Source organism: Ilumatobacter sp. (genome assembly GCF_041688325.1).
Classification (GTDB): Bacteria; Actinomycetota; Acidimicrobiia; order Acidimicrobiales; family Ilumatobacteraceae; genus Ilumatobacter_A.
This window is the reverse complement of sequence record NZ_JBDNIJ010000127.1, coordinates 1-25,795: the sequence shown is the minus strand read 5'-3', so window position 1 is coordinate 25,795 and position 25,795 is coordinate 1. Positions and strand designations below refer to the sequence as shown.

Sequence of the window (25,795 nt, the reverse complement as noted above, 5' to 3'; positions counted from 1 at the left end):
CGAACTTGAGCGAAGTGTAGGACGATAGGGAACCCATATCGTCACGCAACCGTAATATTTACTCGATCGTGTTCGTCAGTTATCGCACTGCGGTGAGCCGATTGTCAAGCCTGCAGGCCGCTGGAGCAGCGGCAGCGGGTCGATTGGGAAGCCAATGTTGGGGCTCAAGCTGTGGCGCCACACCTCGAAGTGCACGTGCGCCCAGTTGGTGTTGCCGGTAGAGCCCATCAGCCCGATCACCTGGCCAGCGGACACCGCAGCTCCGACCTCCATGCCCTCGATGAACTCAGCGAGGTGGTGGTAGCGGTAGTAGGTGTCGGAGCGGTCGCGGAGCGTGATGTACTTGCCGGGACGAGTTGATTGCTCCATGCTGTTCACCACAGCATCGGCGCACGCAAGCAGCGATCGTCCGCGACCGGGCGAACATCCATTGCCAATGTCGATGCCGTTGTGTGTCCCCTCCCGGTAGCCGTTCGGCATGACGAGGTCACCGCCCGTCGGGTCGACTGGGAAGACCAGTTCTCCCTCAATACCAAGCCGTCGAGCCGGCTCCAGCGCCGTCGCCGAGCGGGTGACACGCGGCGGCTCTGCCAGCACGCGCGCAGCGCCCAATCCGACAACAGACGCACCGAAAACGCCCGCGACGGAGCCAATCAATTGACGACGAGTGCGAGTAGGTTCTGGTTTCATGTCAGGCCGACGTGTTTTCGTGAGCGGGGTAGGCGGCGAGCTGGGCACACTCGTTGCCAGGATGCTCGAAGATGAGCAGTGGGTCGGTTCGCTTGCGGGAATCGACGCAGACCCGCCGCGTCGACGGCTGCAGCGTACGACGTACCATCGCCTCTCGCCAGACAACCACGACCAAATCGTCGACACGATCACCGACTTCAACCCGCACGTCCTGATCCACGTCGGCGTGTGGGAACCCGATGCGCGGGCTTCGCCCAAGGCCGCCGGCGTGCTCACCGAACAGGCCGCAACATCAATTCTCGGAGCCGCAGCTGAATGCCGTGCGCTCGAAAGCATCGTCGTGCGCAGCGGCATCGAGATCTACGGGAGGGGCAAGGGGTCACTCACCCGCCCCGCAGAGAGCGCTCCCATCCGGCCGACGTCCGAGTATGGCCATACGCTCGCCGACATCGAGGCGATCGCTGCCAACGTGGCTGAACGGGTCGGCGTCACCGTCGGCGCCGTGCGACTCGCATCGGTCCTCGGCCCCCACGTCCCATCGCCGCTCGGTCGCCTTCTCCGCATGCCCGCCGTGCCGTTCAGCGCCGCTGCCGACCCACCGTTTGCGGTGATTGAGCACAACGACGCGGCCCGCGCTCTGGTGGCCGCTGCCCGCAACCAGCTCGCTGAGCCGGTGAACGTGGTCGCACCGGGCGCGATCACCGCCTTGCACGCCATTCGGCGCGGCCGGCGCATCCCGGTGCCGGTCTTCGGGCCCCAGTGGTTCCTTGCCCGCCGGCTGAGCCACATGCTCGGTGCTCCGATCCCCGACCATGTCGCCGAGGCGCTGACCCGCGGCCGCCTCGCCGACAACGGGCGCATGGAAGAGTTGCTGGGGATCACCGCTGACGTCTCGACCGTCGAAGTCATCGATCATCTGTATCACTGGCCGAGCGTGGTGCGTCGACCGGCCCGGGTCCCCGCCGCCCAACAGATCGGCGAGGCATCATGAGCTCCCCCTTGGGCCGAGTCGTTCAGTTCCCCGTCCGGCACGGTGCCACCCTGGTAGGAGGCACCGCCAACACCACCCGGGCAGCATTCCGCCGCGTTACTGAAGAGCCATCGGGCCATGTCGACGACTGGGGTCGTGACGCTGGGCTGTTCCGCACGATCACGATGCTGTCCGAAATTCGGTGGGCCGTGTCGACCGGCGGCGACCAGCATCTCCCCGCGCGCAAGGGCGCGCTCATCGTCGTCAACGCCCGACGTTTTTCGATGGCTCACGTCTACAGCGCGTTCGCTATCAGCCGAGCCGTTGATCGCCCAGTTCGATTCGTCGGCCGCCCTGACGACACAACGCTCGGTGCGCTTGCACAGCGCCTCGGCGGTCTCCTCGACCACCCTGACGAGGTCGCTGGCGCACTGCGTGCCGGAGAACTGGTCGTCAGTGCCGCAACGTCGAGCAGCCGGCCTCGCGAGGTCGGTACCGTCGACCACACAATCATCGGCGCCGCCGTGGCATCGGGCGTTGATGTGTTCCCCGCAGCGACCACCAGCTCACCGTTCAGCCGAAGAGCACGCATCGAAATCGGTTCGGCGATCCGCGGCGGTCGACGTCGCCGGGGCCCTCTCGCCGAGTACGAACTGGCCCACGAGGTGCGCGAGCAGATCAGTCTGCTACTGACCGAGATGGGCGACATCAACACCGGGACGCCACTCGACTGGCTACCGCTGAGCGGCCTGGGCGGCAACTGATGACCTACGTACGCGCCACCGATGGTGTCCGCATTCACTATCGGGTCACCGGTCGGCCAGGTGCGCCGCCGATCCTGTTCGTGCAGGGCCTCGGCGCCGACAAGCACGGCTGGGACCTCCAACGGCTGGCGTCGGCTCCTTGGTACCAGGCAATCGCCCTCGACAACCGGGGTGCCGGACGCTCCGACAAGCCACACGGCGAGTATTCGCTCGAGCAGATGGCGCAGGACGCGATCACCGTCCTCGACCATGCCGGCGTTGAAACGGCCCACGTGGTCGGTGCATCGATGGGTGGCGCCATCAGCCAGATCATCGCGGTCAAATACCCCGAGCGAGTTCGCTCGCTCACACTCGCCTGCACTGCGGGACGGCACCATCCGTGGCGCGAAGAGCTGTTGTCGAGTTGGCGCGACACCGCTCTGACCGACGGGATCGGGTCGATGAGCCAAGAAGCTGCACGCTGGGTCATCGGCCCGCGGTCGTTCCGCCGGCTACTCCCTGCAATGGGCTGGCTCGGGCCACTCGCGTTGGGTCGGCCATCGCACGCCTTCGCAGCCCAAGTCGACGCGATCTTGAACGTCGACGTGTCGTACGCCGATGAGCTCGCAAACATTTCGGTGCCGACGCTCGTCGTCGTCGGCAATCAAGACATCCTCACACCACGTGGCGACAGCGAAGAGCTGGCTGAGCGGATCCCCACAGCCGAACTGGCCGTCATCAGTGGCGCCGCCCATGGGCTGATGGTCGAACATGCCGGATCGTTCAATCGGGTCCTGTTTGAGTTCTTGAAGCGGGCCGAAGCAGCGCACCAGGAACGGACAGCCGAAGTGGAACCCGCCCTTGAATCTGCGGCATCCTAACCTTCATGCGTGTTGCAATCATCGGAGCCGGCCTCACCGGATTGATCGCCGGGCGTGAACTCGTTCGCGGCGGCGCCGACGTCGTCGTGTTCGACAAGGGCCGATCGCCAGGCGGCCGGCTGGCGACACGCCGCATCGGTGGCGCCACCCTTGATCACGGTGCCCAGTTCTTCACCGCCCGAAGCCCGGCCTTCGCGGCACAGGTCGACGACTGGAAAGAGTGTGGCCTCGTTCACGTCTGGAACCAGGGTTTCAACGGCACCGATGGGCATCCCCGCTACGTCGCCACGAACGGCATGAACTCACTCGCCAAAGACCTTGCTGTCGACCTCGACGTGCAGTGCTCCACCATGGTGTTCGCCATTCGTGACGAACCCGATGTCAACGGAATCACCGTGGTGATCGATGACGGCACCGCGCACACCGTCGACGCCGTGATCGTCACCTGCCCACTCCCCCAGGCCTTTGCGCTCATGATCGACGGCGGCATCGAACTTGACGAGACGCTGTTCCGTACCGACTACGACCGCACGGTCGGCCTCCTTGTACGGCTCGACGGCCCAGCTGCGATTCCGGCCAGTGGCGGCATCCAAGACCCCGACGAGATCTTCAGTTTCATCGGCGACAACGCATCGAAGGGCGTCAGCACCGAACCCGCCGTCACGTTCCACGCCAACCCCACTTGGAGTGAAGCCCACTGGGACGACGAGAACGACACGCTGGTCGATCAGCTGACCGCAGCTGCGCAGCCCTGGCTTGGCGACGCCTCGATCCTTGAACACTCACTCAAAAAATGGCGGCTCGCCACACCACGCTCGATCTGGCCCGACCCGTGTTGGACCACAGCTAACGGTCGAATCGTTCTGGCCGGAGATGCGTTCGCAGGCCCAAAAATCGAAGGCGCCCACAACTCCGGCCTCGCCGCTGCACACACCCTGCTCGATTGAGCTGGGGCGCCGCGCCAGGCCGAGGCGATGTCCTATTCCTCGATGGCAGGTTCACCGCCGGCCAGGTTGACCGTTTCATCGAGCGGCGTCAACTGATCGATCGACGTCACCGGCACGTTACCGACCGGCAGATCGACAGACCGCTCGACCGTCGTGGTCGTCACGTCAGGCGCCTCGGTGCCGGCGCAACGAACCTCGATGACCAACTGCGTTTCCAGGTCGACCACCGACGTGCTGCCAGGGCCAAAGCGACGTAAGAAATCACTGAAGCTGACAATGTCCTCGCCTGCACAAAACCGATCGATGACGGGCGGATACCTGATCTGCCAGCCGTTCTCGAACAGGGCCAAGCCGTCTTCGAGATCGACGATCGGTGGGAGCTCGACGGTCTTGCCCTCAGCCTTCGGCAGCGTGGCGAACCAGATCACTGCTTCGCCGAGTAGATCGACGAACACGACGCAGCGGTTCAACGACTGCAGGTCGCAATTGATATTTCCCGGCGTTCCAGGCGCAACGCGCATCACCTTTCGACTGGGCAGCACGAAGTCGATGAATCCGTCCGTCAACCCGTCATCACCGAATCCGAAGTCGTCGGACGTCTCCATGAAGAAGACCGGCGAGATGAGGTCGATCTTGCGGTTGGGGACCTCAGACTCGACGATCCCAGCGAGCTGGTCGTCATCGACGACGACGGCATTGATAAGGATCGCCAAGCCAGCAAGGGCTGCAAGGGCTGCAACGAATCGCCAGGTGAACAGTTGCCGCACGACCGCCAACGTAGCGGTGTCGGCCCGGCGATCGACGGCACCTACCGCTTGTCTGAGCGGCTGACGGCCGTCGTCGCAGCGCGATGCGCCGCAGCAACAATCGCATCGAGCACGTCATCCGTGTGACCGAGACCGACGAAGATCGTCTCGTACGCACCCGGGGCCATGGCCACGCCTTCGGCAAGCATCGCTTGAAAGAACCGCGAGTAAGCAGCCTCATCGGTCCGCTTGGCATCGTCGAAGTTCTGCACAGTGCCGACCGCAGAGCCGCAGAACATGCCAACCAGCGTGCCAACAATGGGGAATGATGCCGCAAAGCCAGCAGATGCGCAGGCATCACCCAGACCGGCTGCCAGGCGTCCTGCCCGAGCTTGAAGTTCGATGTAGACGTCAGGCGTGAGCTGATTGAGGGCCGCAAGCCCCGCTGCCGTGGCGAGCGGGTTGCCGGAGAGGGTGCCGGAGTGGAAGACCGGGCCGAGCGGAGACAGATACTCCATGATGTCGGCGCGACCGCCGATGCTGCCGATCGGGAGGCCACCGCCGATCACCTTGCCGAAGCACGTGATGTCCGGTGTGATCCCGTACATCGCTTGAGCGCCGCCGGAACCGAGTCGAAAACCGGTGATCACCTCATCGAAGATCAACAGTGCTCCGACGCGATCGCATTCGGCACGGAGCCCTTCGAGAAAACCTGCGACCGGCGCAACGACGCCCATGTTCGCAGCAACGGGTTCGATAATGACCGCCGCTACCTGGTCGTTCAGTTCGGGGACGACGTTGTACGGCACGACCATGGTCTCGGCGACCGAGGCGTTGGGGACGCCGGCTGTGCCGGGCAACCCCAGTGTCGCCACACCGCTCCCGCCTGCGACTAAGAGCGCGTCGGTCGCACCGTGGAAGTTGCCGGCAAACGTGACGATCCGGTCGCGGCCAGTTGCACCCCGGGCGAGCCGAATAGCCGTGCTGGTAGCTTCCGTGCCCGAGTTCATGAGACGGACGCGTTCGCAGCTCGACACACGCTCGCTGATCGCTTCAGCCAACTTCATCTCACGGGGGGTCGGGGCGCCGTACGACGTGCCATCGACGACTGCTGCGGTGATTGCTTCGGTAACCGCTGGATGGGCGTGTCCGAGAATCACTGCACCGTAGCTCTGCACGAGGTCGTAATAGCTGGTGCCCTCGACATCGGTGATCGTTGCGCCCTTCGCTCGCGCGACGACGTATGGCTCACCGCCAACGGAGTTGAAGGCGCGAATCGACGAGTTGACGCCACCGGGAATCACGGCTTTGGAGCGGGCGAACATCGTTGCGTTCGATGCCAGACCAGCGCCCGTGCAGACAGTGGCAGTACAGCCCGCAGCCGCGCAGCCGATGGGGTCGCAAGAGGGAATCATCTGGTCGGTCATGGAAGGCGTCCGTTCCTGCGGTCACTCTGTGCCAGGCACAGTGTGACCGGTCGGCGTTAGCGGTGGTTCTCAGCGAACCAGCGGGTGAAGTAGGTGAGGATGATGTTTGCTCCGGCGCGCTTGATCGCCGTGAGTTGCTCCAGCGCAACCGCGTCGCCGTCGATCCAGCCATTGTCAGCAGCGGCATGGATCATCGCGTATTCACCACTGACGTGATATGCCGCCACGGGCACGTCGACGCGCGCTGCTGTGTCGGCAATGATGTCGAGGTACGACAGCGCAGGCTTGATCATCACGATGTCGGCACCTTCAGCAATGTCGAGGTCGACTTCGCGCTGCGCTTCACGGATGTTGCGGTAGTCCTGCTGGTAGCCCCTGCGGTCGCCGCCGTCGGCAATCTCGACGCCGACAGCGTCGCGGAACGGCCCGTACAGCCCGCTGGCGTACTTGGCGGCGTAGGCGAGGATTGCAACGTCGGTGAAGTTCTCGGCATCGAGCCCTGAGCGAATCGCAGCCACTTGGCCGTCCATCATTCCGCTGGGCGCCACAACGTGCGAACCCGCACGCGCCTGGGCAAGCGCTGCAGCGACGTACAGGTCGAGGGTCTTGTCGTTGTCGACCACACCGTGCTCGTCGACAATGCCGCAGTGCCCGTGGCTGGTGTATTCGTCGACGCAGAGGTCGGTCATCACGACCATGTCGTCACCGACTTCGCTGCGCAGGTCAGCGAGTGCCAACTGCACGATGCCACCTGGGTCGTAGGCGCCGCTGCCGACCGCATCCTTCTCAGCGGGGACCCCGAACAGGATGACCGACTTCACACCGAGCGCAGCCAGTTCGACTACTTCAGCGCGAAGCGAGTCACGAGTGTGCTGCATCACACCTTTCAGTGATTGGATCGGCTGCGGTTCAGAGATCCCCTCTCGCACGAACAGCGGCGCAATCAGATCATCGGTCCGGACATGCGTCTCGGCCAACAGATCGCGCATCGCTGCGGTCCGGCGAAGTCGACGAGGACGGATCACAGGCACCCGCCCAGCCTACGAGACACACTCCGACACCCCCCATCTCCCAAAATGGGGACCAATTCAACGCGCACGCGTGGTGTGATGGTCTCCATTTTGGGAGACGGGGGGTGTGACTGGCGGCGAAGTGAGCGTGGGTGCCAGACACGGTGAATGGTCAACCAGTAACGTCAATTACCGTGTCAGTGCAGACGTGGTTCTCCAGCGACGACATGGCGGCTGTGCCTGGTGAACGCCTCACCCTGCCACTGTCGATTCACAATCTCGGCCAGTCGACCGAGTCATACACGATCGTTCCGGCTGGCCTGAGTGCCAGTTGGACCACGATCGAACGTGCCAACATCACGCTGTTTGGTGGGTCTCAGGACGTTGTCGAGGTCATGGTGTTGCCACCGGCCATCCCGACGACCTCCTCCGGCCCAAGTGTGATCAACGTGCGCGTGATTCCGCTGGGCGAGCCCGACGACGCCGTCGTTGCCGAGATCGTGCTGACGATCCAGCCCTTCGACGACCGCCGCATCGTCTCGTTACAGCCGATGCAACGTGCTCGCCGTCGAGCAAACTACGAGTTCATGGTCGAGAACCACGGCAACAGCCTCGCGAGCTGCCGTCTCCGCCTCGTCGACCCGAGCAACCGAGTCGATGGCTCGTTCGACCCGCCAGCCGTTGGTATTGCTCCTGGCGGCGCCAGCCTCGTTCGGTTCAAGGCCAAAGCAAAGCGCGGCATGTTCCGTCGCGCCACTCGGACACTCGACTTTGAAGTCGAAGCCGAACAGCAGGGCCACGACCCGGCGATCGGTTCGATGTCGATCGTCCAGCCGCAGACAATTCCTGAGTCGGCGATTGTACGCGCGCTCACCGTTGCCGCCGTCGTAGGCGCCGCGACGGCAGCCTGGATCGGGGTGGTCCGTCCAGAGCTGCAAGACACGGTCAACGAGCGCGTTGACGCCCGCATCGCTGAACTCGCACCCGTCGATCCGGATAGCGCGACGCCCGTCACGACCACAGCATCCGACGACGACACCGGACCGACCCTCCCGGCCATGTCCGAAGAAATCGGCGAACCAGCGTTCATCCGACTCGCCGTCGATGCCGGGATCACCGCAACCGGCGATGCCTCGTCGACGATCCCAGATCGCGAGACATTCGACCTCACCGACATTCGGGTCGAGAACTCGTTGAACGAGTCTGGGATTGCCACGCTGCTGATCAACGGCGAAACTGCGTATCAGTGGTCGCTCTCGAACATTCGCGGTCAGCTGTTCGAGCCGCGAATTACGCCGATCCGCCTGCAGCCCGGCGACAACATCACCTTCTCGGTGCGCTGCGACGCCGTCGGCGCCGAGTCGTCGAAGTCATCGTGTACCACGGCAATCAACATCGGCGGCATCATCCGCCCCGCCAACGACGCCTGAACCAATCGGGTTGCAGCCCGGGGTCAGCCCAGGCCGAAGCCCGGCACACCGATGTACATCGGTTCGTCTTGGATCACTTCGATCGTGGCGACGGCTGCGACACCATGCGGTGGCTGGACCACGACCAGACGATCACCCCCAGATGCATTCGGCTGCACTGGAATAAAGGCAATGAAACCACCGCCATCGTTGGTCGTGACATGGACCATGTCGCCGGGGTCATCATTAAAGACGACGACCAACTCGGTGTTGGCCGGGTAGCCGGAACCACCGAGGACAAATTCTTCGCCAGCCTGGACTGTGTTCTCGAGGGTGACGAGCTGAGGTTCGAACACGCCGTCACCAGCGAGTATGACTGAAGTTGACTGCCCCAGGGGCGTGAAAACTTCGATGAGTATCGTGCGCCGGCCAGCTTCGCTTGGCGTGAACGTGACCCCAACGGCGCAGTTGGCGCGCGGGTTGAGAGGGCGATCAACGCATTGGTTCGTGGTCACCGCGAACTCCGAGGCTTGTGCACCGGCGATCTCGATTCGCTCCACCGAGGAGCTCACGAAACCGACGTTGCTTACGTCGAAGAGGAATTCGATTGCCGACTGGCCGACGGCTACTTCGCCAAAATCGCCGCCACCGGGATAAATTTGGAGGGTGGGATCGCCGCCCGAACCAGACACGGACGCCGACACCGAGAGTGCTTCGAAGCCTTGCTCAGCAATCGTGATCGTTGCAGACACAGCAGCTTCCGAAGTCGGTGTGAACGTAAAACTTACGTTGCATCGAGCGCCGGCTGGGACGAGCGTGCCGATCACACAGCTGCTCTCGTCCGGATTGATGGCGAACCGGCGATCGTCAACCGTCACCGTTGCCGGATCGAATGCCGACGGACCTTCATTGACCAGCGAGACAAACCAACCGGCGCTCTCGAGACCGACGACGGTCGTGCCGACGTCGGCGTCAGCGAGTGCGAGACGAGACGGCGAAGAGAGTGCGACGACCTGGCGGCCAGGTGCTGCGCCTTCGTCGATCAACTGTGCGGCGGCCAAAGTGTCAAACACGGTGATCCGACCGGAATCGCTGAGATCAGGACGAGAGTGTGCACCGATTGTCGGGCGGACGCCGTCCGTCGACACCGTGATGCGGCGCAGGCTGATATCACCGGTGCCAGCAACCAGGATGTCACCATCGAGGGCTGCACCGCTGCCCGGTGCGTCGATCAGCTGGAGGTTCGGAGCCTTCGAGACGAAAGCAATCAACTGGCCATCGGCGCTCAGGGTCGGCTGCGACGACGCTGCACGACCTGCAACCGGGGTCGGCGCTTCTGCGGTGATCGGTTCGGCGCTGACGATCTCGAGCGCGGTCTCACCCGGTTCGTCATAGACGCTGTCGGCATCGATATCGCGGTCGAGACGGAAGATCTGCGTCGGACAGTCGTCGGTGCAGGTCGGGAAGACGCTCGGCACAAGGCCCTGATCTCCTGAGCTAAAAGCGATCACTCGGCCAGTTCGGGAGACGACGGGCTCACCGGCGCCTGCGGTTGTCGGCTCACCCGTCGGCAGCGCTGAAACAAGCTGAACTTGGCGGAACGGGTTGGGTTCAAGTCGGTCCCACACAAACACCTGCTGGGTGGCGCTGGCACCATCAATCAGGCCCGTGCCCCACACCGGCACCGCTTCGGCCGAGGAGGCGTCAGAGCGGTAAGCGAGATAGCGGCCGTCGCCTGAAAGAGCCGGCTGATCGAGACCGACGTGGACGAAGACCGTGTTTGGACGGTCAATCGGCATGCCCGCAACGATCTGGGCACGGCCTGGGTCGCTCGCCGGAACTGTCAAGTCGATGAGTGTGATCGCGTTGACGTCAGGGGCGCCGAAGAGACGCTCGTCGGGGTGTACGAAGGCGATTGCCGTGCCGGAGCGCGACACGGTGGGTGAGAAGTCGGGTCGGATGTCGTCACGAGCGAGCGAGCTGCCGTCGTTGCGTGTGGAGACGAGTTCCCAGTTGCCAACGACGCCCTCGCAATGCGGCAGCACGGATCGGTAGACGTCCCAGCGTGTGCCAGCGTCATCGTCGCGAAAGACGTCGAGCGCCATCTCGGTAATCGTCACGACGCTGCAGCCGTCGCCAGAGATGATGGGGCTGATCGAGTTGCCTGATCGCAGACCAACGGGCACGGGTGTCAATTCAATCGTCGAGCCATCTTCACGATTGCTCAGGTAGATCGTCGACTCTCGCTCGTCGAAGGACACTTCAGGGGTCTCGCCCGAGGCGGTTACCGACTGTTCTGGAACGCCCTGATAGACGACGTACTTGCCATCACCCGATATCGACGCATGGGAACCGAGTTGGTCACCCACCGGCTGCGCCGAAGTACCGGGCGGGGCCGACTCGACCTGTTCGAGAATGACGATCGGGCGCGCCGCAACGCTTGCCGCGCCCGCACTCAGGATCAAGCCTGCCGCAAGCGCAGATGCTGACGCAGAGACCCAAGTTCGGCCTCGGCTTCGTGCAGCCACGATGCTCCTCATGTTGTTGTTGGCCCAGTGACCGTATCGGCCGCAGGTCAGCGATGGATTCTTGCATGCTTTCGCCAGCGTCCGTTACATCGCGTCACTCCGGAGGGACGAATTGACGTTCCACGGCGTCGACAAGGCCTGCCAGAGAGTAGTCGGCAGCGATGGCACTGACCTTGAGGCCGAGTTCACGAGCAACTTGGGCAGTCGTTGGCCCGATCGCCACGACAACGGGAGGAGCGTCGGTTCCGAAGGCCGCAACCCAACTGGTGGCGGCCGACCCGCTGGCGAGCACAAGTGCGTCGATGTCGTGGAGTTGCGATGGATCCGGAACTCTGAGCTGCGTCGAGTATGCGGTCACCACCGTGACGTCGTGGCCCGCGGAACGAAGCAGGTCGGCCAGCGTGTCGGGTGCACGGTCAGCTTGCGCCAGCAGAATGTGGACGTACTCTCCTCGCAGCCGGACATTCAGCGCTGCAGCCAGCTCGACAGCGATCTGGCGGTCAGGAACCACATCGATCGGTCGACCAGCCAGGTCGGCGAGCACGCGGGCCGTGGTGGTGCCGACCGCGGCCAGCGCCACGCCAGGGTGCTGTTTCGCTGCGTCGCCGACACGCTCGGCGCCCACAGCTGACGTGACGATCAGCCAGTCGTGGTCGGAGAGGTTGCCGAGCGCCGCAGCGAGCGCAACTCCCCCATCGGCAGGGTCCGTCGTCTCGATGAGCGGGACATGAACAACATCGGCGCCACGTTCGCCAAGCAACCGCCCGAGCTCACCGGGCCGAGCACGAGTGATGAGCACACGCCGACCGGCGAGCGGACCGAGAGTGTCAGCGCCGCTCGACACGGTCAGTTCAGTGCGTCGTGGGCAGAACGAGCTGCGTTGCGAGCCGTCTCGATGTCACCCGCATCACCAGCCAACGCAACTTGGTCACCGATCGACAAGCCCGTCGCCAGATTAGCGAGGAACGTGTGGAGCACACCGTTGACCACATGCCCGCCCACCGGAAGCGAACAGCCCGACCCCAGTTCGGCGAGGAAGGCCCGCTCGACTTCAACGTCGTGGCGAGTCGAAGCATGATCGATTGCGGCAAGCGCCTCGATGGTCGCTGAGTCACCCAATCGGCATTCAATGGCAACGCATCCTTGGCCGATTGCGGGGACGAACTCATCGATCGAGAGCACCTCGGTGATTCGATCGGTCATCTCGAGGATCTGCAAGGCGGCAACCGCCATGACGATGGCACCGCCTTCAGGAATCTTGGAGAGCCGCGTATCGATGTTGCCCCGCAACTCGGCGAACTCAAGGTCGGGGCGGATACGACGGATCTGAGCACGACGCCGAACCGAGCCAGACGCAACGGTCGCTCCCTCGAGCAGGTCGTCGAGGGTGGATCCAATCAGCGCATCGCGAGCATCACGACGCTCAGCGAATGCAGCGAGCAGCAGCCCATCGGCGGCACCCGAGGTGAGATCCTTGGCGGAATGCGCAGCGATGTCGGCGCGCCCATCGAGCACAGCGCGCTGGACTTCTTTCACAAAGACGCCCTGGCCACCAATGCTATGCAGGGGGACCTCGGACTGGATGTCACCTGTGGTGTTGATCTCGACAAGTTCGACGACACGACCGGTCGCGAGAGCGAGCGAGTCGGCAACGGCAGTGGCCTGGGCCCAAGCCTGACGCGAGCCACGGGTAGCGATACGAAGTGCTGTGGTCATCGAGCGATTCTGGCGATTGAGCGAGTCAGGTCAAGTCAAAAAGGTCGCGAACAGCTGCAGCGTTGCGGTCCCCCTGCGGGGTGCCTGCCTGCGCCTTGAGCCTGACCGACGGCTCGTGCAACAGCTTGGCCACGATGGCCTTGGTGATCGACTCGACCGTTTGACGTTCTTTCTCGCCGAGTGCATCGAGCTTCGAGGAAAAGCGTGCCAATTCACCGGCACGGACCCGATCGGCAGCTTCTCGCATCGACGCAACAAGCGGAGCGGCCTGGCGAGCTGTCGATTCGACGGCGAACGAGTCGACCTCTTCGAGCACAATCGCTCGCACACGATCTGCTTCGGTGGCTCGGTGAGCCAGACCCCGATCGGCCCAGTCGCGCAGGTCATCGAGGTTGAACACCGTGACGCCCGCAAGATCGGTGACGCCCACCTCGACGTCGCGCGGTAGTGCAATGTCGAAGATGTGCAACGGTTGGTCGGCCCGGCCATCGAGCCGAGCGTTGCGGACCAGTTCGGCAGTAATGATCGGCTGGCTCGAGCCAGTGCTTGCCACAATCACATCGGCAGTCGCAACGGCGTCAGCGAGCTGATCCATACCGACGGTGCGACCGTTGACTCGAGTTGCGAGCGACGCACCGCGTTCAGGTGAGCGGTTGACGACGAGGATCTCGGAGCCGCCGGCTTTGTGGAGAGCGACAGCAACACCTTCGCCCATGGAACCGGCGCCGATGACAACAACTCGCTTGCCGACGAGTTCGCCCACCACATCGGTCGCCATCTCGACAGCGGCATGGCTAATCGATGCGGTCCCGCGACTGATCGTGGTTTCGCTGCGAGCACGCTTGCCAGTTTCAACCGCCGAGCGGAAAAGTAGGTTGAGGCTCGATCGAGCTGCACCTTCGAACTGTGCGACTTCCCATGCAGTTTTCACCTGACCGAGGATCTCACTCTCGCCGAGCACTGCAGAATCAAGGCCAGCCGCAACCTCGAAAAGATGGCTCACGGCAGCACTGTCATGCTGGCTGTAGAGGTGCGGGGTGAGCTCGTCGACCGAGAGGTCGCTGATCTCGCACAGAAAATCTCGGACATCACCATACGCGCCGTGAAACAGCTCGGTGACGACATACACCTCGGTGCGGTTGCATGTGGAGAGGACGACGGCCTCACGTATGTTGTCGCGTTGCGCAAGCCCCGAAACAGCCTTGCCCAAGCTCTCGGGCGCGAGCGTCAAGCGTTCCAGCAGAGCCAGAGGGCTGGTGCGGTGATTGACACCGATGACGAGAATGGACATCTTTTGATAACCCTAGGCGCTGGCGCCTCGGCGTGACTCGCCCGGAACCGAAACCAATGAAGAACCTTTTGCCGCGTTAATCCGACGTTGTTCGTGATACGCCAAGATCTGCAGCTCGACAGCGAGATCGACCTTGCCAACGCTGATGCCGTGCGGCACATTGATCACTGTCGGAGCGAAGTTCAAGATGCTCGTGACACCCGCAGCCACCAACGCATCGGCTGCGTCTTGAGCGGCGAGCCCCGGTGTCGCGATGACGCCGATCGAGATGTTCCGCGCTACGACGACCTGCGTGAGTTCCGACAGGTGTCGGACACGAACGCCACCAACGACCGCACCGACCTTGGCTTCGTCGATATCGACAATTCCGCCGACCGTGAATCCACGATCGCCGAATCCGTTGTAACCGGCCAACGCCTGGCCCATGTTGCCAGCACCAACGATGACGACAGGCCAATCGTGGGTGAGTCCGAGCTCGCGACGGATCTGGTACACAAGAAATTCGACCTCGTAGCCGACACCCCGAGTGCCATAGCTACCGAGGTAGCTCAGGTCTTTGCGCACCTTGGCAGCATTGACGCCAGCCAGTTCGGCGAGTTCTTCGGACGAAATTTTCGTGACGTCGATGTCGAACTGCTCACTGAGGATGCGCAGGTACACCGGAAGACGGGCGACAGTTGCCTCCGGAATTCGGCGTCGAGTTTGCTGACCAGCCATGCACTTGCCACGCTAGAACGTTTGTGCACGTTTTCACAAGACGTCCGCCAGGTCGCACTGTGAGGTTCGTCACGGAGAGATTTCACGCACAGTCCACGTTTGTGTGAGCTGGAACGGCGTCGGACGCCGCAATCGCTCACACAAAACCGGGCGGCGATAGGTCGTGGAGCGCTGTGAGGTCAGGAGACCGAGAGCGTGTCGTCAAGACGGCGGCGAAGTAGCTTGCCGGTGGGGTTGCGGGGCAACTCCTCGACGAACATTATTTTCGACGGACATTTATATCGAGCAAGTCGGTCGAGGCTGTATTCGATCAACGTCTCTTCATCGACGTCCGAGCCCGGCGTCAGGACGACGAATGCCTTCACGGCCTCGCCGGTATGCGGGTGCGGTACGCCGAGGACTCCGACTTCGGCGACCTCGGGATGCGTCGCGAGTACCTCTTCAACCTCGGCCGGATAGACGTTGAACCCGGACACGATGACGAGGTCTTTCGCTCGGTCGACGATGAACATGTACCCATCATCGTCGGCTATCCCCATGTCGCCGGTTTTGAGCCATCCATCTTCGGTGAGCACGGCAGCTGTGGCGGTCGGATCGTTGAAGTACCCGGGGAACACGTTCGCGCCGCGCACCCAGATCTCGCCGACATCGCCAACGAGGACATCGTGGTCTCCGCTGACCAGCCGAATTTCAACACCGTCGAACGCGCGACCAACCGAGCCGGGGCGGATAGGTGCGCCAAGCGAGGTGGTCACTGTCGCAGAGGTTTCGGTCAGCCCGTACCCCTCGGCAATCTCGACGCCGAATCGGTCACGCATGGCAGTGAAGACCGGCACCGGGAGCTTCGAGGCGCCCGACAGCGCGACGCGAACGGTCCTGAAACTGTCAGCAGGCAACTCGTCGAAGTGCGTGAAGGCCGCCCACATCGCAGGCGCCCCAGGCACGACGGTCGCACGACGAGTTTTGATCGATTCTGCAGCGCTATGCGGGTCAAAACGCTGGACGAGCATGACGGTCGCACCGATGCCCAGCCCGGTGGCCATCACGATATTGAGGCCGAAAATGTGGAACAGCGGAAGCACGCTCCAGATCAAGTCGTCGCTGTTGAGAATGCCGGTCGCCCGGCTCTGCGCGATGTTCGTCAACACGTTGTCGTGCGTCAGCATCGCGGCGCGGGGCAGACCCGCCGTACCACTCGTAAAAATCAGTACGGCTGTCGCTGCGTTACCGACGTCAACAATGTCGACGGCATCGGCGTCAAGGAGCTCGTCGATCGAACGGGCACCCGCCGGTGCGTTCTCGCCATCAGTACTCAGCACGGTTTCGACGGTTGGGACCAACGACCGGTCGACATTCGACCACGTTGCAGCGCTCACCTTCTCGACCACGACCACCTTGGCACCGACGCTGGCGATCTCTTTTTCTAGCGCAGGAGCAGGGCTTAACGGGTTGAGCGGTACGGCGATCGCGCCGAGGCCGACCGTGGCGAAGTAGGTGATGACGAAGTGCCGGCTGTTCGAGCAGAGCAGTGCGACGCGGTCACCTGCGGTGACCCCTACTGACGCGAGCCCGCCGCGCAGACGATCGATCTGGCTGCGCAGTTCGCCGTATGTCGTTTCACGCCCGCGGCTGATGAGAGCAATCGAATCGGCGTCGTGGGGTTCGAGGATGTGCGCAAGATTCAAGTGAGAATTCCCAAGAGTCGATATGCATTGATTTCTTGACAGCGCATCATCCTCGACGCAGTCACATCCAGCATGGTCGTGCGCACCTTCGGCATGCTCAGAGACGAACCAGTGAGATGATCCCGGCAAGCAGGATCACAAAGAGGATAAGTCCGAGCGCAAGAGTGGTCGCTGGCCGCATGCGAGGATCGTATCGAACCTGGGTGGCTCACGGCCGTAACGTGCGCCCAGCAAGGAAGGCCTGCCGTTCGTCTTGGCACGCCTGGTAAACGAAGCAGTTGGCATCGTGATCGTTCGTCAGCGCTTCGGATTGCATGAACGCATAGGCCGTCGTCGGCCCAAAAAACTTCCAACCGCGGCGCTTCAACTCTTTGGCCAGCGCAACCGAGCGAACGGTCTGTGCGGGGATACCACCCTCGTCGGTCCGTTCCGGTTCGGCCACGGCCCACTCCCAGACCCAGTTGACGAGTGACCCTTCGGTCTCGACCAGCTCGATTGCCCTCTGGGCATTGTTGATCGTCGCTTCGATCTTGCCTCGGTGGCGGATGATGCCAGCATCCTGCAGCAGTCGTTCGATGTCGTCAGAACCGAATTCGGCGACGGCCCGATAGTCGAAGTCCGCAAACACCTCACGGAACCGAGGACGTTTCATCAGGATCGTGAGCCAGCTCAACCCTGATTGGAAACCCTCGAGACAGATCTTTTCGAACAGCAGATGTTCGCGGATGGTCGGGCGACCCCACTCGTGATCGTGATACTCGAGGTAGGTCTCGCTGGCTGTCGGCCAGTCGCACCTGACTGGTTCAGACATCGCCCTGATCGCGTCGCGGCTCAGCACCCTGATCAGCACCCTTTTCGACCCGTTTCGCTGCTGCTTCTTCCGCCCGCTGTTCGGCAAAGTGCTGTGCCAAATCATCGCCTCCATCGAGTTCGATGTCGACCTGGCCGTACGACGCACGTGCCAACACATGGGTCGCAACCGGCGAGGTGAGGAGTTGTAACACCACGACGAGCAGCAGGGTGACCACCGCTTTGCCGGAGCCGATCTCGATAGCGGCACCAATCGCCACGAGCAACAAACCGAGCGTCGGAGCCTTCGCCGCAGCATGGACGCGCGACATGAGGTCGCTGAACCGGACCACGCCGATGCCACCAATCATGGTGAGCAGCGATCCGACGATGAGGAAGATGCCTGCGACGACGTTCATCAGCCGCCCCTCCGCTCGACAAACCGGCCGAGGGCGACCGTGCCGACGAACCCCACCAGCGAGACGACGAGCACCGTTGCCAACGTGATGTCGCTGTTCGCCTTGGCTGCCGCGACGATGATGCCGCTCACCACAACCGACAGCACACCGTCGAGCGCGACCACGCGGTCAGGGATCGAAGGGCCGCGAAGCACCCGGTAAAGAAAACACCCTCCCGCAACGGCGAGGAGCACGATGGCGGTGACGATCATGAGGTGACGTTCTTTCCGTCGGGCGTTGGCTTACTGGCTGAGTTGAGTGCTGCATCGACGAGCGGGAGTTCGTTGCGATGACCGAACGCCTTGATCGCCAGTCGTTCGAGCTGCAGTACATCGCGTCTGACCGACTCGACGTCGAGGAAGTGCAGGACGTGGACGAACAGGGTGCGTTCGACAGAGCCACCATCGCTCGACGGTTTTTCGGCAACGTAGACGGTCACGGTGCCAGGGGTCAGCGTGACTGAGTTGGCAATGAGGGTCACGACTCCAGCAGACGTGGTGTGCATCGGCACCGCGAGGATCGCCCGGTTGATTTTGAGGCCCGGCGTGATGATCTCCCACGCAACAACAAGGTTCGACTTGACGAGCTGCCACAAGAAGTAGCCGGCGTAGACCAGCGCCGAGATGGGCCGAAAGTTCGTGCGTTCAAGCCCGGTCACTCCGGTTGGCCGCGCCACGCCGACGACGACGAGCGCCACGATCAGACCCCCGAGCACATTGCCCACAGTGAGGTCGGCCCACAACGCCACCCACAGCGATGTCAGCCAAATGAGCAGGGTGGGGAGTCGGAAAAACTTGTTCATCCGCCAGCCTCACTGTGCGAGCCGAGGACGGCGTCGATGTACACCTGGGGGTTCAGCAGGTCAGCAGCCGCCCGTTCGGCGAGGTCGTACAACGGGCCCGCGAACACCAGCAGCGCCACCGAGAGTCCGACGACGACAACCGTCGATGCAGTCATCAGCATCGGCACCTTCGTCACGCCCGGCTCGAGACGGGCGGCGATCTCACCGACTTCGGGTTGGCCCCAGAACACGTTCGACCAGATGCGACCCATCACATACATCGTGAGCAGGCTGACGGTGAGACTGACGACGACGATGCCCCACTGCTGTGCCTCGATGCCTGCACTGACAATGGCGAACTTCGCGACGAACCCGGAGAACGGTGGGATACCCGCGATGCTCAGAGCGGGCAGCGCGAAGAGGATCGCGATCATCGGCGCGCTTCGAACAAGGCCGCCGACTCGAGACAACCGATCCGACCCGGCCTTGCGCTCGACCAGCCCGGCAACCAAGAACAGCGCCGTCTTGACGACGATGTGGTGAATGACATAAAAGACGGCACCGGCAATGCCTGCCAGAGTGAAGAGGGCGAGGCCCATGATCATGTAGCCGATGTGGCTGATGATATGGAACGACAGGATGCGCTGAAGGTCGTCATGCGAGAGCGCACCGAGCACGCCGACGAGCATCGTGCAGCTGGCGACCACAAGGAGGAGCGTGCCCTGCTGCGCATCGGTCGGGAAGATCAGCAACTGGGTGCGGATAATGGCGTAGACGCCGACCTTGGTGAGGAGCCCCGCAAAGATCGCCGTGACCGCATTCGGAGCGGTGGGATAGCTGTCGGGCAGCCAGAAGAACAGTGGGAAGATGCCCGCCTTGATCCCGAAGACGGCGATCAGCAGCAACGAAAATCCGACGCGTACCCCACTGCCGAGTTCCGGCATCCGTTCGGCAAGTTCGGCCATGTTGACGGTGCCAGTTGCCGAGTAGAGCAGTGCGAGCGCCGTAATGAAGAACGTCGAGGCGATCAGGCTGATCACCACATACGACATACCCGATCGCACCTGCCCGGCACGTCCACCGAGGGTGAGGAGCACGTAGCTCGAAACCAGCATCATCTCGAAGGCAACGAACAGGTTGAACAGGTCGCCGGTGATGAAGCTCGCCGACACACCAGCGGCGAGCACGAGGTAGACGGGGTGGAACGCCGCGAACCGCCGCTCTTCGGCGTGCTGGCCGATCGCGTAGACGAGTACCGACACCAGCATCAGCGATGACACCAGCAGCATCATCGCCGCCAGGCGATCGACGACGAGCGAGATGCCGAGTGGCGCGACCCAACCTCCAGCCTGCGACACAGCAATGCCGCCAATGGCGTCACCGGTCGCCGCATCGACGCGAGTCAGCAAGAGGATGTTGTTCGCGACCAGGCCGAGTAATGCGACGACACTGATCACACGCTGCACGTTGCGGAGGCGCGCGAAGACGACGCTCAGCGCGGCAGCGAGCAGCGGCAGGATCACCGGCAGGGGAATCAGCGCGTCGAAGCTGCCGCTCCCTGGAGCGGTCACATCGGCCGCGAGGAATCCCATAGATGTCAGCGCACTCATACCCGATCCTCTTCGATCGCCCGTTCGCGCTCGGCCGCTTCACCTTCAGCAACTTCCGCGTCAACGGCCCGGCGAGCGATGTAGCGATCTTCGACGTCGTCTTCCACGATGTCGTCATTGGTGAGCTTCCAGCTGCGGTAACCAACAGCGAACAGAAACGCCGTGACGCCGAACGTGATGACGATCGAGGTCAGCGCGAGCGCCTGCGGGAGCGGATCGGCAAAGTCGGTCGGGTCAGCCGACCCGATGATTGGTGGTAACCCGCGCCCGCCGCCCGAGGTGAGTAGCAGAATGTTGGAGCCGTGACCGATGAGGCCGACGCCGATGATGATGCGCGACAACCGACGCTGCAGCAGTAGCCACGTGCCCGTGCCGAACAACATGGCGGCAGCGAATGCGAGCAAGACACTCATTGCGTTGCCTCGTCGTCGGTTTCGGTCGGGACGCGATCGTCGCCGAACGCCGCAAAGGCCATCAGCACGAGGCCGACAACCACGAGGAAAACACCGGCGTCGAACGACAACGCACTGACGACTTTGACCTTGCCAAAGATCGGGAGTTTGGTTTCGTATTCGGCGTGCTCGAGGACAGCACCGCCGAGCAGCACTGGTACGAGCGCCGTGGCCGACGACAAGAAGAGACCGACACCCAAGATCACGTGCGACGGTGCGCGGAACGTCGTCCGAACGGCCTCGGCACCACCCGACACGTACCGCAGCGACACAGCGGCGCCTGCCATCAGGCCCCCGACGAACCCGCCGCCGGGCAGGTTGTGGCCGGCGAACTCGAAGTAGAGCGCGAGCACGAGGATCGAGTGATACAGGACCTTGATCGACTGGTCGAGGATCATGGAGCGCGGTGGAGCGCCAACAGGAGCGCTCATGCGTGGCCCTCCTCGTCGCGACGCGCAGCCGCGCTCATCAACGAAGAGGCGGGACTCTCGGAGTCGCCGACCGCCCCGTCCGCCCCGTCCGGCTCGAAATCGAAGATCTCTTCGAACGTCGGACCCAGCTCGTCGCGACGGCGGCCGCCGCGAGCCAGGCTCACAGCACCGACTGCTGCGACGAGCAAAACTGTGATCTCCCCCATCGTGTCCCAGCCGCGGAAGTCGACAAGGATCACGTTGACGACGTTCGAACCCTTGCCCTTGGTCAGCGAGTTCTCGACCATCATCTCGGACTGCTGTGGGCCGGACACGTCGCTCCGAGCACCACTGGCAACCAGGGCGAACACAAACACCGACACACCGACGAACACCGACACACCGATCCGCATCGGTGCAGCAATGGCCGGGGCCCGATGCGTCCAGGTCGATGGGAGGTAGCGCAACACGAGTACAAACAACACGGTGCTGAGCGTCTCGATCGCAAACTGCGTGAGCGCGAGGTCAGGAGCACCCTGCACGACGTACAAACCGGCCATCGCGTAGCCCACCGCACCGAGCATCAGCGCTGCAGCGATACGCCGACGGACGATCGATGCACCGAGGGCAGCAACAATGATCATGGCGACAAGCACGACGTGGACCGGTGTTTCGATCACATCGCCGAACCCCGTCCACTCCTGGGCGAAGGCGATCAGCGGGACACCGGTCACCACCATCATGATGACCGCCACGTAGATCGGGAGCGACCCGTTCTGGAACAACCCCGTCACTCGACGTGCAACGACACCGACGCCACGCAGCAAGAAGTTGAACGACTGCTCGCTGCTCGGAACGAGCCGGATTGCTTTCGACGTCACGCTCTGCGTCGCTGCGACGCGCGACCGGAACACGGTGAGCGCAGTACCGGTCCCGATGACCACCAGCGACAGCATGAACGCTGTGTTGAAACCGTTCCAGAGGTGCACAGGCTTCGGTTCGGCGTCTGGATGCAGTGCAAGAGTGGCCATTTCGACCAACCGATCGACGATGACCGGCGCACAGCCCGCTGCAAGGGTGAACGCGCTGAGGAAGAGCGCCGGGCCAACGAACTGCAACGACGGTGCGTGGGCCGTGTGGGAGTCGACGGCATCGTCGCAGCTGGCTTCGAACTCGGAATCAGCAAACACACCGAACAAGCCGAGAACAAACCGGGCCGAATAGGCAAACGTCAGGATCGATGCAACGACGATGACAACGAGGACCACCGTCGAGCCGATGAAATCACCGTGCTCGATGTAGCCGTCGAGCGCCTTTTCCTTTGAGATGAATCCAAACAGCGGCGGAAGCCCTGCCATCGAGGCTGCGCCGACAACTCCGGCGACAAGCGTCGGTCGCCAGCCCCTGCCGAAGCCCGTGAGGCGACGGATGTCGCGGGTGCCAACTTCGTGGTCGACGATGCCGACGACCATGAACAGCGCCGCCTTGAACGCTCCGTGGGCCAGCAACAGCACCACACCAGCCTGTGCGATGTGGTCATCACCGGTGCCGAACAGCAGCATCATGAAACCGAGCTGGCTCACTGTGCCATAGGCGAGCAGCAGCTTCAGGTCGTGCTGACGAAGCGCACGGAGGCCGCCGATCAGCATCGTCGCGGCGCCGACCGTGAGGAGGACAACCCGCCAGTTCCCTTCGGTCGCGAACATCGGCGCCATGCGGGCAACGAGGTAGACGCCGGCCTTCACCATGGTCGCGGAATGCAGGTAGGCGCTGACCGGCGTCGGCGCGACCATCGCGCCCGGCAGCCAACTGCTGAAAGGAGCCTGCGCTGACTTGGTGAAGGCACCAATCAGCACGCAGATCAGGCCGGCGTTGAGCGCCGTGCTGGAACCCGTGGTCGGGGCGTTCTCGATGATCTCCGACAGGCGATACGTACCAGCTGCCTGCCCGACAATGGTCAGCCCAGCGAGCAGGACGAGGCCGCCCATACCGGTGATGAGGATTGCCTGCAGTGCAGCCGCGCGTGCCCTCGGATTCGTATCGTCGTTGCCGATCAGGAGATACGAGGTGATCGACGTCAACTCCCAGGCAATGAAGAGCGCGATGAGATGGTCGGACAAGACCACGCCGAGCATTGCACCGGCGAAGATCGTCATCGTTCCGGCCAGGCGGCCAACATTCGACTTGACCGGCGTCGTCGGATCGTGCGGCTTGAAGTAGCTGAGCGCATACAAGCAGATCAAAAATCCGATGCCGGACACCACGGCGACCATTGCCAGGGCAAAGGCGTCGAGCCGCAGGTCGAGGCTGATCCCAAGACCGTCGACCCAGCTGAAGGACTCGGTGACCGGTTCGCCGTCGAGCACACCGCCAGCCTGTGTGATTGCCCAGATAACCGTGGTCAACGGGGCAACCGCAGCCACGGCGAATGCCTGGCGCCCCAGCTGCCGTCCAGCGGCAACGATGGCAATGCCCATGACAAGGTGGAGGACGAGTAAGGCGAACATGAATGCAGAAGACGCGAGAGGCGAACGAGCCGACGTTATTCCGTCAACGTCGACTTGGGCGACATCACGCCGCAACGCCATGCAATCTCGGGACAGAACGCGGTGAATTCCGCCTCAAACCGTCCCGAGTTTCATGCGGTGCGGTCGAAGAACGTGCGTCGCACCTGCTCGCGAACTGTGCATCTGATTGGTCATCGTGTGCGGATTTGTTCAGAGTTACCCGCCGGTAACTATTCTCCGAAGATGACAAGTATCAACAAGGTTGGCGTCCTCGGTTCCGGAATCATGGGATCTGGCTTGGCTGAGGTGGTGGCCCGGGCCGGCCTCGAGGTAGTCGTCCGGTCGCGCACCCAAGCAGGCGCTGATGCCGTTCTGGAGAAGGTGAGCTCCGGCCTCGCCCGCCACGTCGCCAAGGAACGCATGACCGAGGAAGAACGCCAAGCGATTCTCGGCCGCATCTCGGTGACTGACCACCTCGGACAGCTCGCCGACTGCGATCTCGTCATCGAGAGCGTTGTCGAGGATCTCGAAGTGAAGCGAGCGCTGTTCGCCGAACTCGAGCAGGTCGTCAAGCCCGAGGGCATCCTCGCCACCAACACGTCGACCCTCCCCGTGGTCGAGCTGGCAATGATGACGCAACGACCGAGCCAAGTGTGCGGTATCCACTTCTTCAACCCGGCCCCGGCGATGTCCCTGGTCGAGATCATCCGCCCGCTCACGGCGAGCGACGAGACCATCGCTGCTGCAGCCAGCTTCGTCGAGGCCTGCGGCAAGACGGCCGTCCACGTCGAAGACCGTGCCGGCTTCATCGTGAACGCACTGCTGTTTCCGTACCTCAACAACGCCGTTCGGATGCTGGAGAACGGCACCGCCTCGATGGACGACATCGATGCCGCGATGATGGGCGGCTGCAACTTCCCGATGGGCCCCTTTGCGTTGCTCGACCTCGTCGGTCTCGACACTTCCGTGTCGATTCTCGATGCGCTGCACGCAGAGTTCAGCGATGCGAACTACGCAGCGGTTCCGCTGCTGCGCCGAATGGTGGCCGCCGGCCACCTCGGGCGCAAGAGCAAGCACGGCTTCCGCACGTACTGAACTGACAGCGGGTCGCGACGCCCGCCCGAGCTGCATGAGATTTCAAAAACTTTCTCACGGCAATCCTCGTATTTTGTCAATGTCGATGACACAGTTCGAGAATGAGCACGGGCCGGCAACCGCGACGAGAACCCCCGTCGACGCGTTTCGTCCTCCCCGACCCGCTCGTCACCCCTGCCGGTACTGATCTCGTTGCGCTCGGCGCGGACCTTGAGCCGGGCACGCTGCTTGCGGCGTACCGAGCCGGAATGTTCCCGATGCCGGTCGACCCAGGCAAGCGACGCAGCAAGGTCGCCTGGTACTCGCCCGACCCTCGGGGCCTGATCCCACTCGACGGCCTCAGAATCTCCAAGTCCTTACGAAAAAGCATCCAACGGTACGAGGTGCGCGTCGACACTGATTTCCGAGGCGTGATGGAGCGATGCGCCGACCCTGACCGCACCGGCCGCTGGATCACGACCGAGTTTCTCGACGCCTACGAACAGCTCTTCGACCTCGGATGGGCGCAGTCGTACGAGACCTATCTCGACGGCAAACTCGTCGGCGGTCTCTATGGCGTGCGGATTAACAACCTCTTCGCGGGCGAATCAATGTTCCATGACACCACCGACGCATCAAAAGTGGCACTCGTCCATCTCGTCGACCGGCTGAACGACTCGGGAGCAACACTGCTGGACACGCAGTGGTTGACCGATCACCTCGCATCGCTCGGCGGCCACGAAGTGAGTCGACTCGAATATCTCCGTTTGCTTGCTGCCGCTCTCGATTGAGCAACCGCTCTCGATTGAGCAACCGCTCTCGATTGAGCAACCGCTCTCGATTGAGCAACCGAGCGAAAACGAACGCAGCGGAGGGATCACCCTGAGGTGTCCACTCCGCTGCGTCCTATCCGGCACCGATCAGATCCGCCATCCGACCGACGCGGTTCCCGCC

At 63.0% G+C, this 25,795-nt stretch carries 25 protein-coding genes; 7 read left to right on the top strand and 18 right to left on the bottom strand.

Going from position 1 to position 25,795, the window contains the following annotated elements:
- Positions 1 to 75: 75 nt before the first annotated feature.
- Complete coding sequence (locus ACH2EI_RS08575; RefSeq protein ID WP_395159719.1) at positions 76 to 597, bottom strand: M23 family metallopeptidase; 522 nt, start codon at positions 595 to 597, stop codon at positions 76 to 78.
- Positions 598 to 709: 112 nt separating this feature from the next.
- Here ACH2EI_RS08575 and ACH2EI_RS08570 point away from each other — a divergent pair, with 112 nt between their 5' ends.
- Genes ACH2EI_RS08570 through ACH2EI_RS08555 form a run of 4 tightly spaced genes read left to right on the top strand, consistent with a single transcriptional unit; the run spans position 710 to position 4,231 of the window.
- Complete coding sequence (locus tag ACH2EI_RS08570) at positions 710 to 1,681, top strand: NAD-dependent epimerase/dehydratase family protein (protein ID WP_395159717.1); 972 nt, start codon at positions 710 to 712, stop codon at positions 1,679 to 1,681.
- Positions 1,678 to 2,424 (top strand): hypothetical protein, encoded by a 747-nt coding sequence (locus ACH2EI_RS08565; protein ID WP_395159715.1) that lies wholly within the window; start codon positions 1,678 to 1,680, stop codon positions 2,422 to 2,424. Before ACH2EI_RS08570 ends, ACH2EI_RS08565 begins: the two co-directional genes overlap by 4 nt.
- Complete coding sequence (locus ACH2EI_RS08560; RefSeq protein WP_395155158.1) at positions 2,424 to 3,284, top strand: alpha/beta fold hydrolase; 861 nt, start codon at positions 2,424 to 2,426, stop codon at positions 3,282 to 3,284. The genes ACH2EI_RS08565 and ACH2EI_RS08560 overlap by 1 nt, the downstream gene beginning before the upstream one ends.
- A 5-nt stretch (positions 3,285 to 3,289) precedes the next feature.
- Positions 3,290 to 4,231, top strand: coding sequence for an NAD(P)/FAD-dependent oxidoreductase (locus ACH2EI_RS08555; protein ID WP_395159713.1), 942 nt, complete (start codon positions 3,290 to 3,292; stop codon positions 4,229 to 4,231).
- A gap of 32 nt (positions 4,232 to 4,263) precedes the next feature.
- Here ACH2EI_RS08555 and ACH2EI_RS08550 read toward each other — a convergent pair whose 3' ends face one another.
- Genes ACH2EI_RS08550 through hemB form a run of 3 tightly spaced genes read right to left on the bottom strand, consistent with a single transcriptional unit; the run spans position 4,264 to position 7,435 of the window.
- Positions 4,264 to 4,998, bottom strand: a complete 735-nt coding sequence (locus ACH2EI_RS08550; protein WP_395159711.1) for a hypothetical protein — start codon at positions 4,996 to 4,998, stop codon at positions 4,264 to 4,266.
- A 41-nt stretch (positions 4,999 to 5,039) separates the two neighbouring features.
- On the bottom strand, positions 5,040 to 6,404 hold the full coding sequence (locus ACH2EI_RS08545; RefSeq protein WP_395159709.1) for a glutamate-1-semialdehyde 2,1-aminomutase: 1,365 nt from the start codon (positions 6,402 to 6,404) through the stop codon (positions 5,040 to 5,042).
- 56 nt (positions 6,405 to 6,460) lie between these two features.
- Positions 6,461 to 7,435 carry a porphobilinogen synthase gene (hemB, locus tag ACH2EI_RS08540; RefSeq protein ID WP_395155154.1) on the bottom strand — a complete coding sequence of 325 codons (975 nt, stop codon included), beginning with the start codon at positions 7,433 to 7,435 and terminating at the stop codon, positions 6,461 to 6,463.
- Positions 7,436 to 7,608: 173 nt separating this feature from the next.
- Between hemB and ACH2EI_RS08535 the strand changes: the two genes are divergently transcribed.
- On the top strand, positions 7,609 to 8,844 hold the full coding sequence (locus ACH2EI_RS08535; RefSeq protein ID WP_395155153.1) for a hypothetical protein: 1,236 nt from the start codon (positions 7,609 to 7,611) through the stop codon (positions 8,842 to 8,844).
- A gap of 23 nt (positions 8,845 to 8,867) precedes the next feature.
- Here ACH2EI_RS08535 and ACH2EI_RS08530 read toward each other — a convergent pair whose 3' ends face one another.
- The 14 genes from ACH2EI_RS08530 to mbhE form a co-directional block, all read right to left on the bottom strand.
- On the bottom strand, positions 8,868 to 11,351 hold the full coding sequence (locus tag ACH2EI_RS08530) for a choice-of-anchor D domain-containing protein (RefSeq protein ID WP_395159707.1): 2,484 nt from the start codon (positions 11,349 to 11,351) through the stop codon (positions 8,868 to 8,870).
- 94 nt (positions 11,352 to 11,445) lie between these two features.
- The gene (locus tag ACH2EI_RS08525; protein WP_395155151.1) at positions 11,446 to 12,195 is read right to left on the bottom strand and encodes a uroporphyrinogen-III synthase; all 750 of its coding nucleotides are present in this window, start codon (positions 12,193 to 12,195) and stop codon (positions 11,446 to 11,448) included.
- A gap of 2 nt (positions 12,196 to 12,197) precedes the next feature.
- Positions 12,198 to 13,067: a hydroxymethylbilane synthase gene (gene hemC, locus ACH2EI_RS08520; RefSeq protein WP_395155150.1), complete on the bottom strand. Its 870-nt coding sequence runs from the start codon at positions 13,065 to 13,067 to the stop codon at positions 12,198 to 12,200.
- Positions 13,068 to 13,092: 25 nt separating this feature from the next.
- Positions 13,093 to 14,358, bottom strand: a complete 1,266-nt coding sequence (locus tag ACH2EI_RS08515; RefSeq protein WP_395155149.1) for a glutamyl-tRNA reductase — start codon at positions 14,356 to 14,358, stop codon at positions 13,093 to 13,095.
- 12 nt (positions 14,359 to 14,370) lie between these two features.
- Positions 14,371 to 15,075, bottom strand: coding sequence for a redox-sensing transcriptional repressor Rex (locus tag ACH2EI_RS08510; RefSeq protein WP_395155148.1), 705 nt, complete (start codon positions 15,073 to 15,075; stop codon positions 14,371 to 14,373).
- Positions 15,076 to 15,254: 179 nt separating this feature from the next.
- Positions 15,255 to 16,760 (bottom strand): AMP-binding protein, encoded by a 1,506-nt coding sequence (locus ACH2EI_RS08505; protein WP_395155147.1) that lies wholly within the window; start codon positions 16,758 to 16,760, stop codon positions 15,255 to 15,257.
- Between the two features lie 208 nt (positions 16,761 to 16,968).
- Positions 16,969 to 17,571 carry a DNA-3-methyladenine glycosylase I gene (locus tag ACH2EI_RS08500; protein WP_395155146.1) on the bottom strand — a complete coding sequence of 201 codons (603 nt, stop codon included), beginning with the start codon at positions 17,569 to 17,571 and terminating at the stop codon, positions 16,969 to 16,971.
- Positions 17,564 to 17,968: a monovalent cation/H(+) antiporter subunit G gene (gene mnhG / locus ACH2EI_RS08495; RefSeq protein ID WP_395155145.1), complete on the bottom strand. Its 405-nt coding sequence runs from the start codon at positions 17,966 to 17,968 to the stop codon at positions 17,564 to 17,566. The genes ACH2EI_RS08500 and mnhG overlap by 8 nt, the downstream gene beginning before the upstream one ends.
- Positions 17,968 to 18,219 carry a monovalent cation/H+ antiporter complex subunit F gene (locus ACH2EI_RS08490; RefSeq protein ID WP_395155144.1) on the bottom strand — a complete coding sequence of 84 codons (252 nt, stop codon included), beginning with the start codon at positions 18,217 to 18,219 and terminating at the stop codon, positions 17,968 to 17,970. The genes mnhG and ACH2EI_RS08490 overlap by 1 nt, the downstream gene beginning before the upstream one ends.
- Positions 18,216 to 18,809: a Na+/H+ antiporter subunit E gene (locus ACH2EI_RS08485; protein ID WP_395155143.1), complete on the bottom strand. Its 594-nt coding sequence runs from the start codon at positions 18,807 to 18,809 to the stop codon at positions 18,216 to 18,218. The genes ACH2EI_RS08490 and ACH2EI_RS08485 overlap by 4 nt, the downstream gene beginning before the upstream one ends.
- Positions 18,806 to 20,380 (bottom strand): Na+/H+ antiporter subunit D, encoded by a 1,575-nt coding sequence (locus ACH2EI_RS08480; RefSeq protein WP_395159729.1) that lies wholly within the window; start codon positions 20,378 to 20,380, stop codon positions 18,806 to 18,808. Before ACH2EI_RS08480 ends, ACH2EI_RS08485 begins: the two co-directional genes overlap by 4 nt.
- Before the next feature lie 14 nt (positions 20,381 to 20,394).
- A complete protein-coding gene (locus tag ACH2EI_RS08475; RefSeq protein WP_395159705.1) occupies positions 20,395 to 20,811 on the bottom strand; it encodes a sodium:proton antiporter in 417 nt (138 codons plus the stop codon).
- Positions 20,808 to 21,281 carry an MnhB domain-containing protein gene (locus tag ACH2EI_RS08470; RefSeq protein WP_395155141.1) on the bottom strand — a complete coding sequence of 158 codons (474 nt, stop codon included), beginning with the start codon at positions 21,279 to 21,281 and terminating at the stop codon, positions 20,808 to 20,810. The genes ACH2EI_RS08475 and ACH2EI_RS08470 overlap by 4 nt, the downstream gene beginning before the upstream one ends.
- Positions 21,278 to 23,767 carry a hydrogen gas-evolving membrane-bound hydrogenase subunit E gene (gene mbhE / locus ACH2EI_RS08465; RefSeq protein WP_395159703.1) on the bottom strand — a complete coding sequence of 830 codons (2,490 nt, stop codon included), beginning with the start codon at positions 23,765 to 23,767 and terminating at the stop codon, positions 21,278 to 21,280. The genes ACH2EI_RS08470 and mbhE overlap by 4 nt, the downstream gene beginning before the upstream one ends.
- Positions 23,768 to 24,010: 243 nt before the next feature.
- Between mbhE and ACH2EI_RS08460 the strand changes: the two genes are divergently transcribed.
- Positions 24,011 to 24,862: a 3-hydroxyacyl-CoA dehydrogenase family protein gene (locus tag ACH2EI_RS08460; RefSeq protein ID WP_395159701.1), complete on the top strand. Its 852-nt coding sequence runs from the start codon at positions 24,011 to 24,013 to the stop codon at positions 24,860 to 24,862.
- Between the two features lie 101 nt (positions 24,863 to 24,963).
- Positions 24,964 to 25,632, top strand: coding sequence for a leucyl/phenylalanyl-tRNA--protein transferase (gene aat, locus ACH2EI_RS08455; protein ID WP_395155138.1), 669 nt, complete (start codon positions 24,964 to 24,966; stop codon positions 25,630 to 25,632).
- Positions 25,633 to 25,795 lie beyond the last annotated feature (163 nt).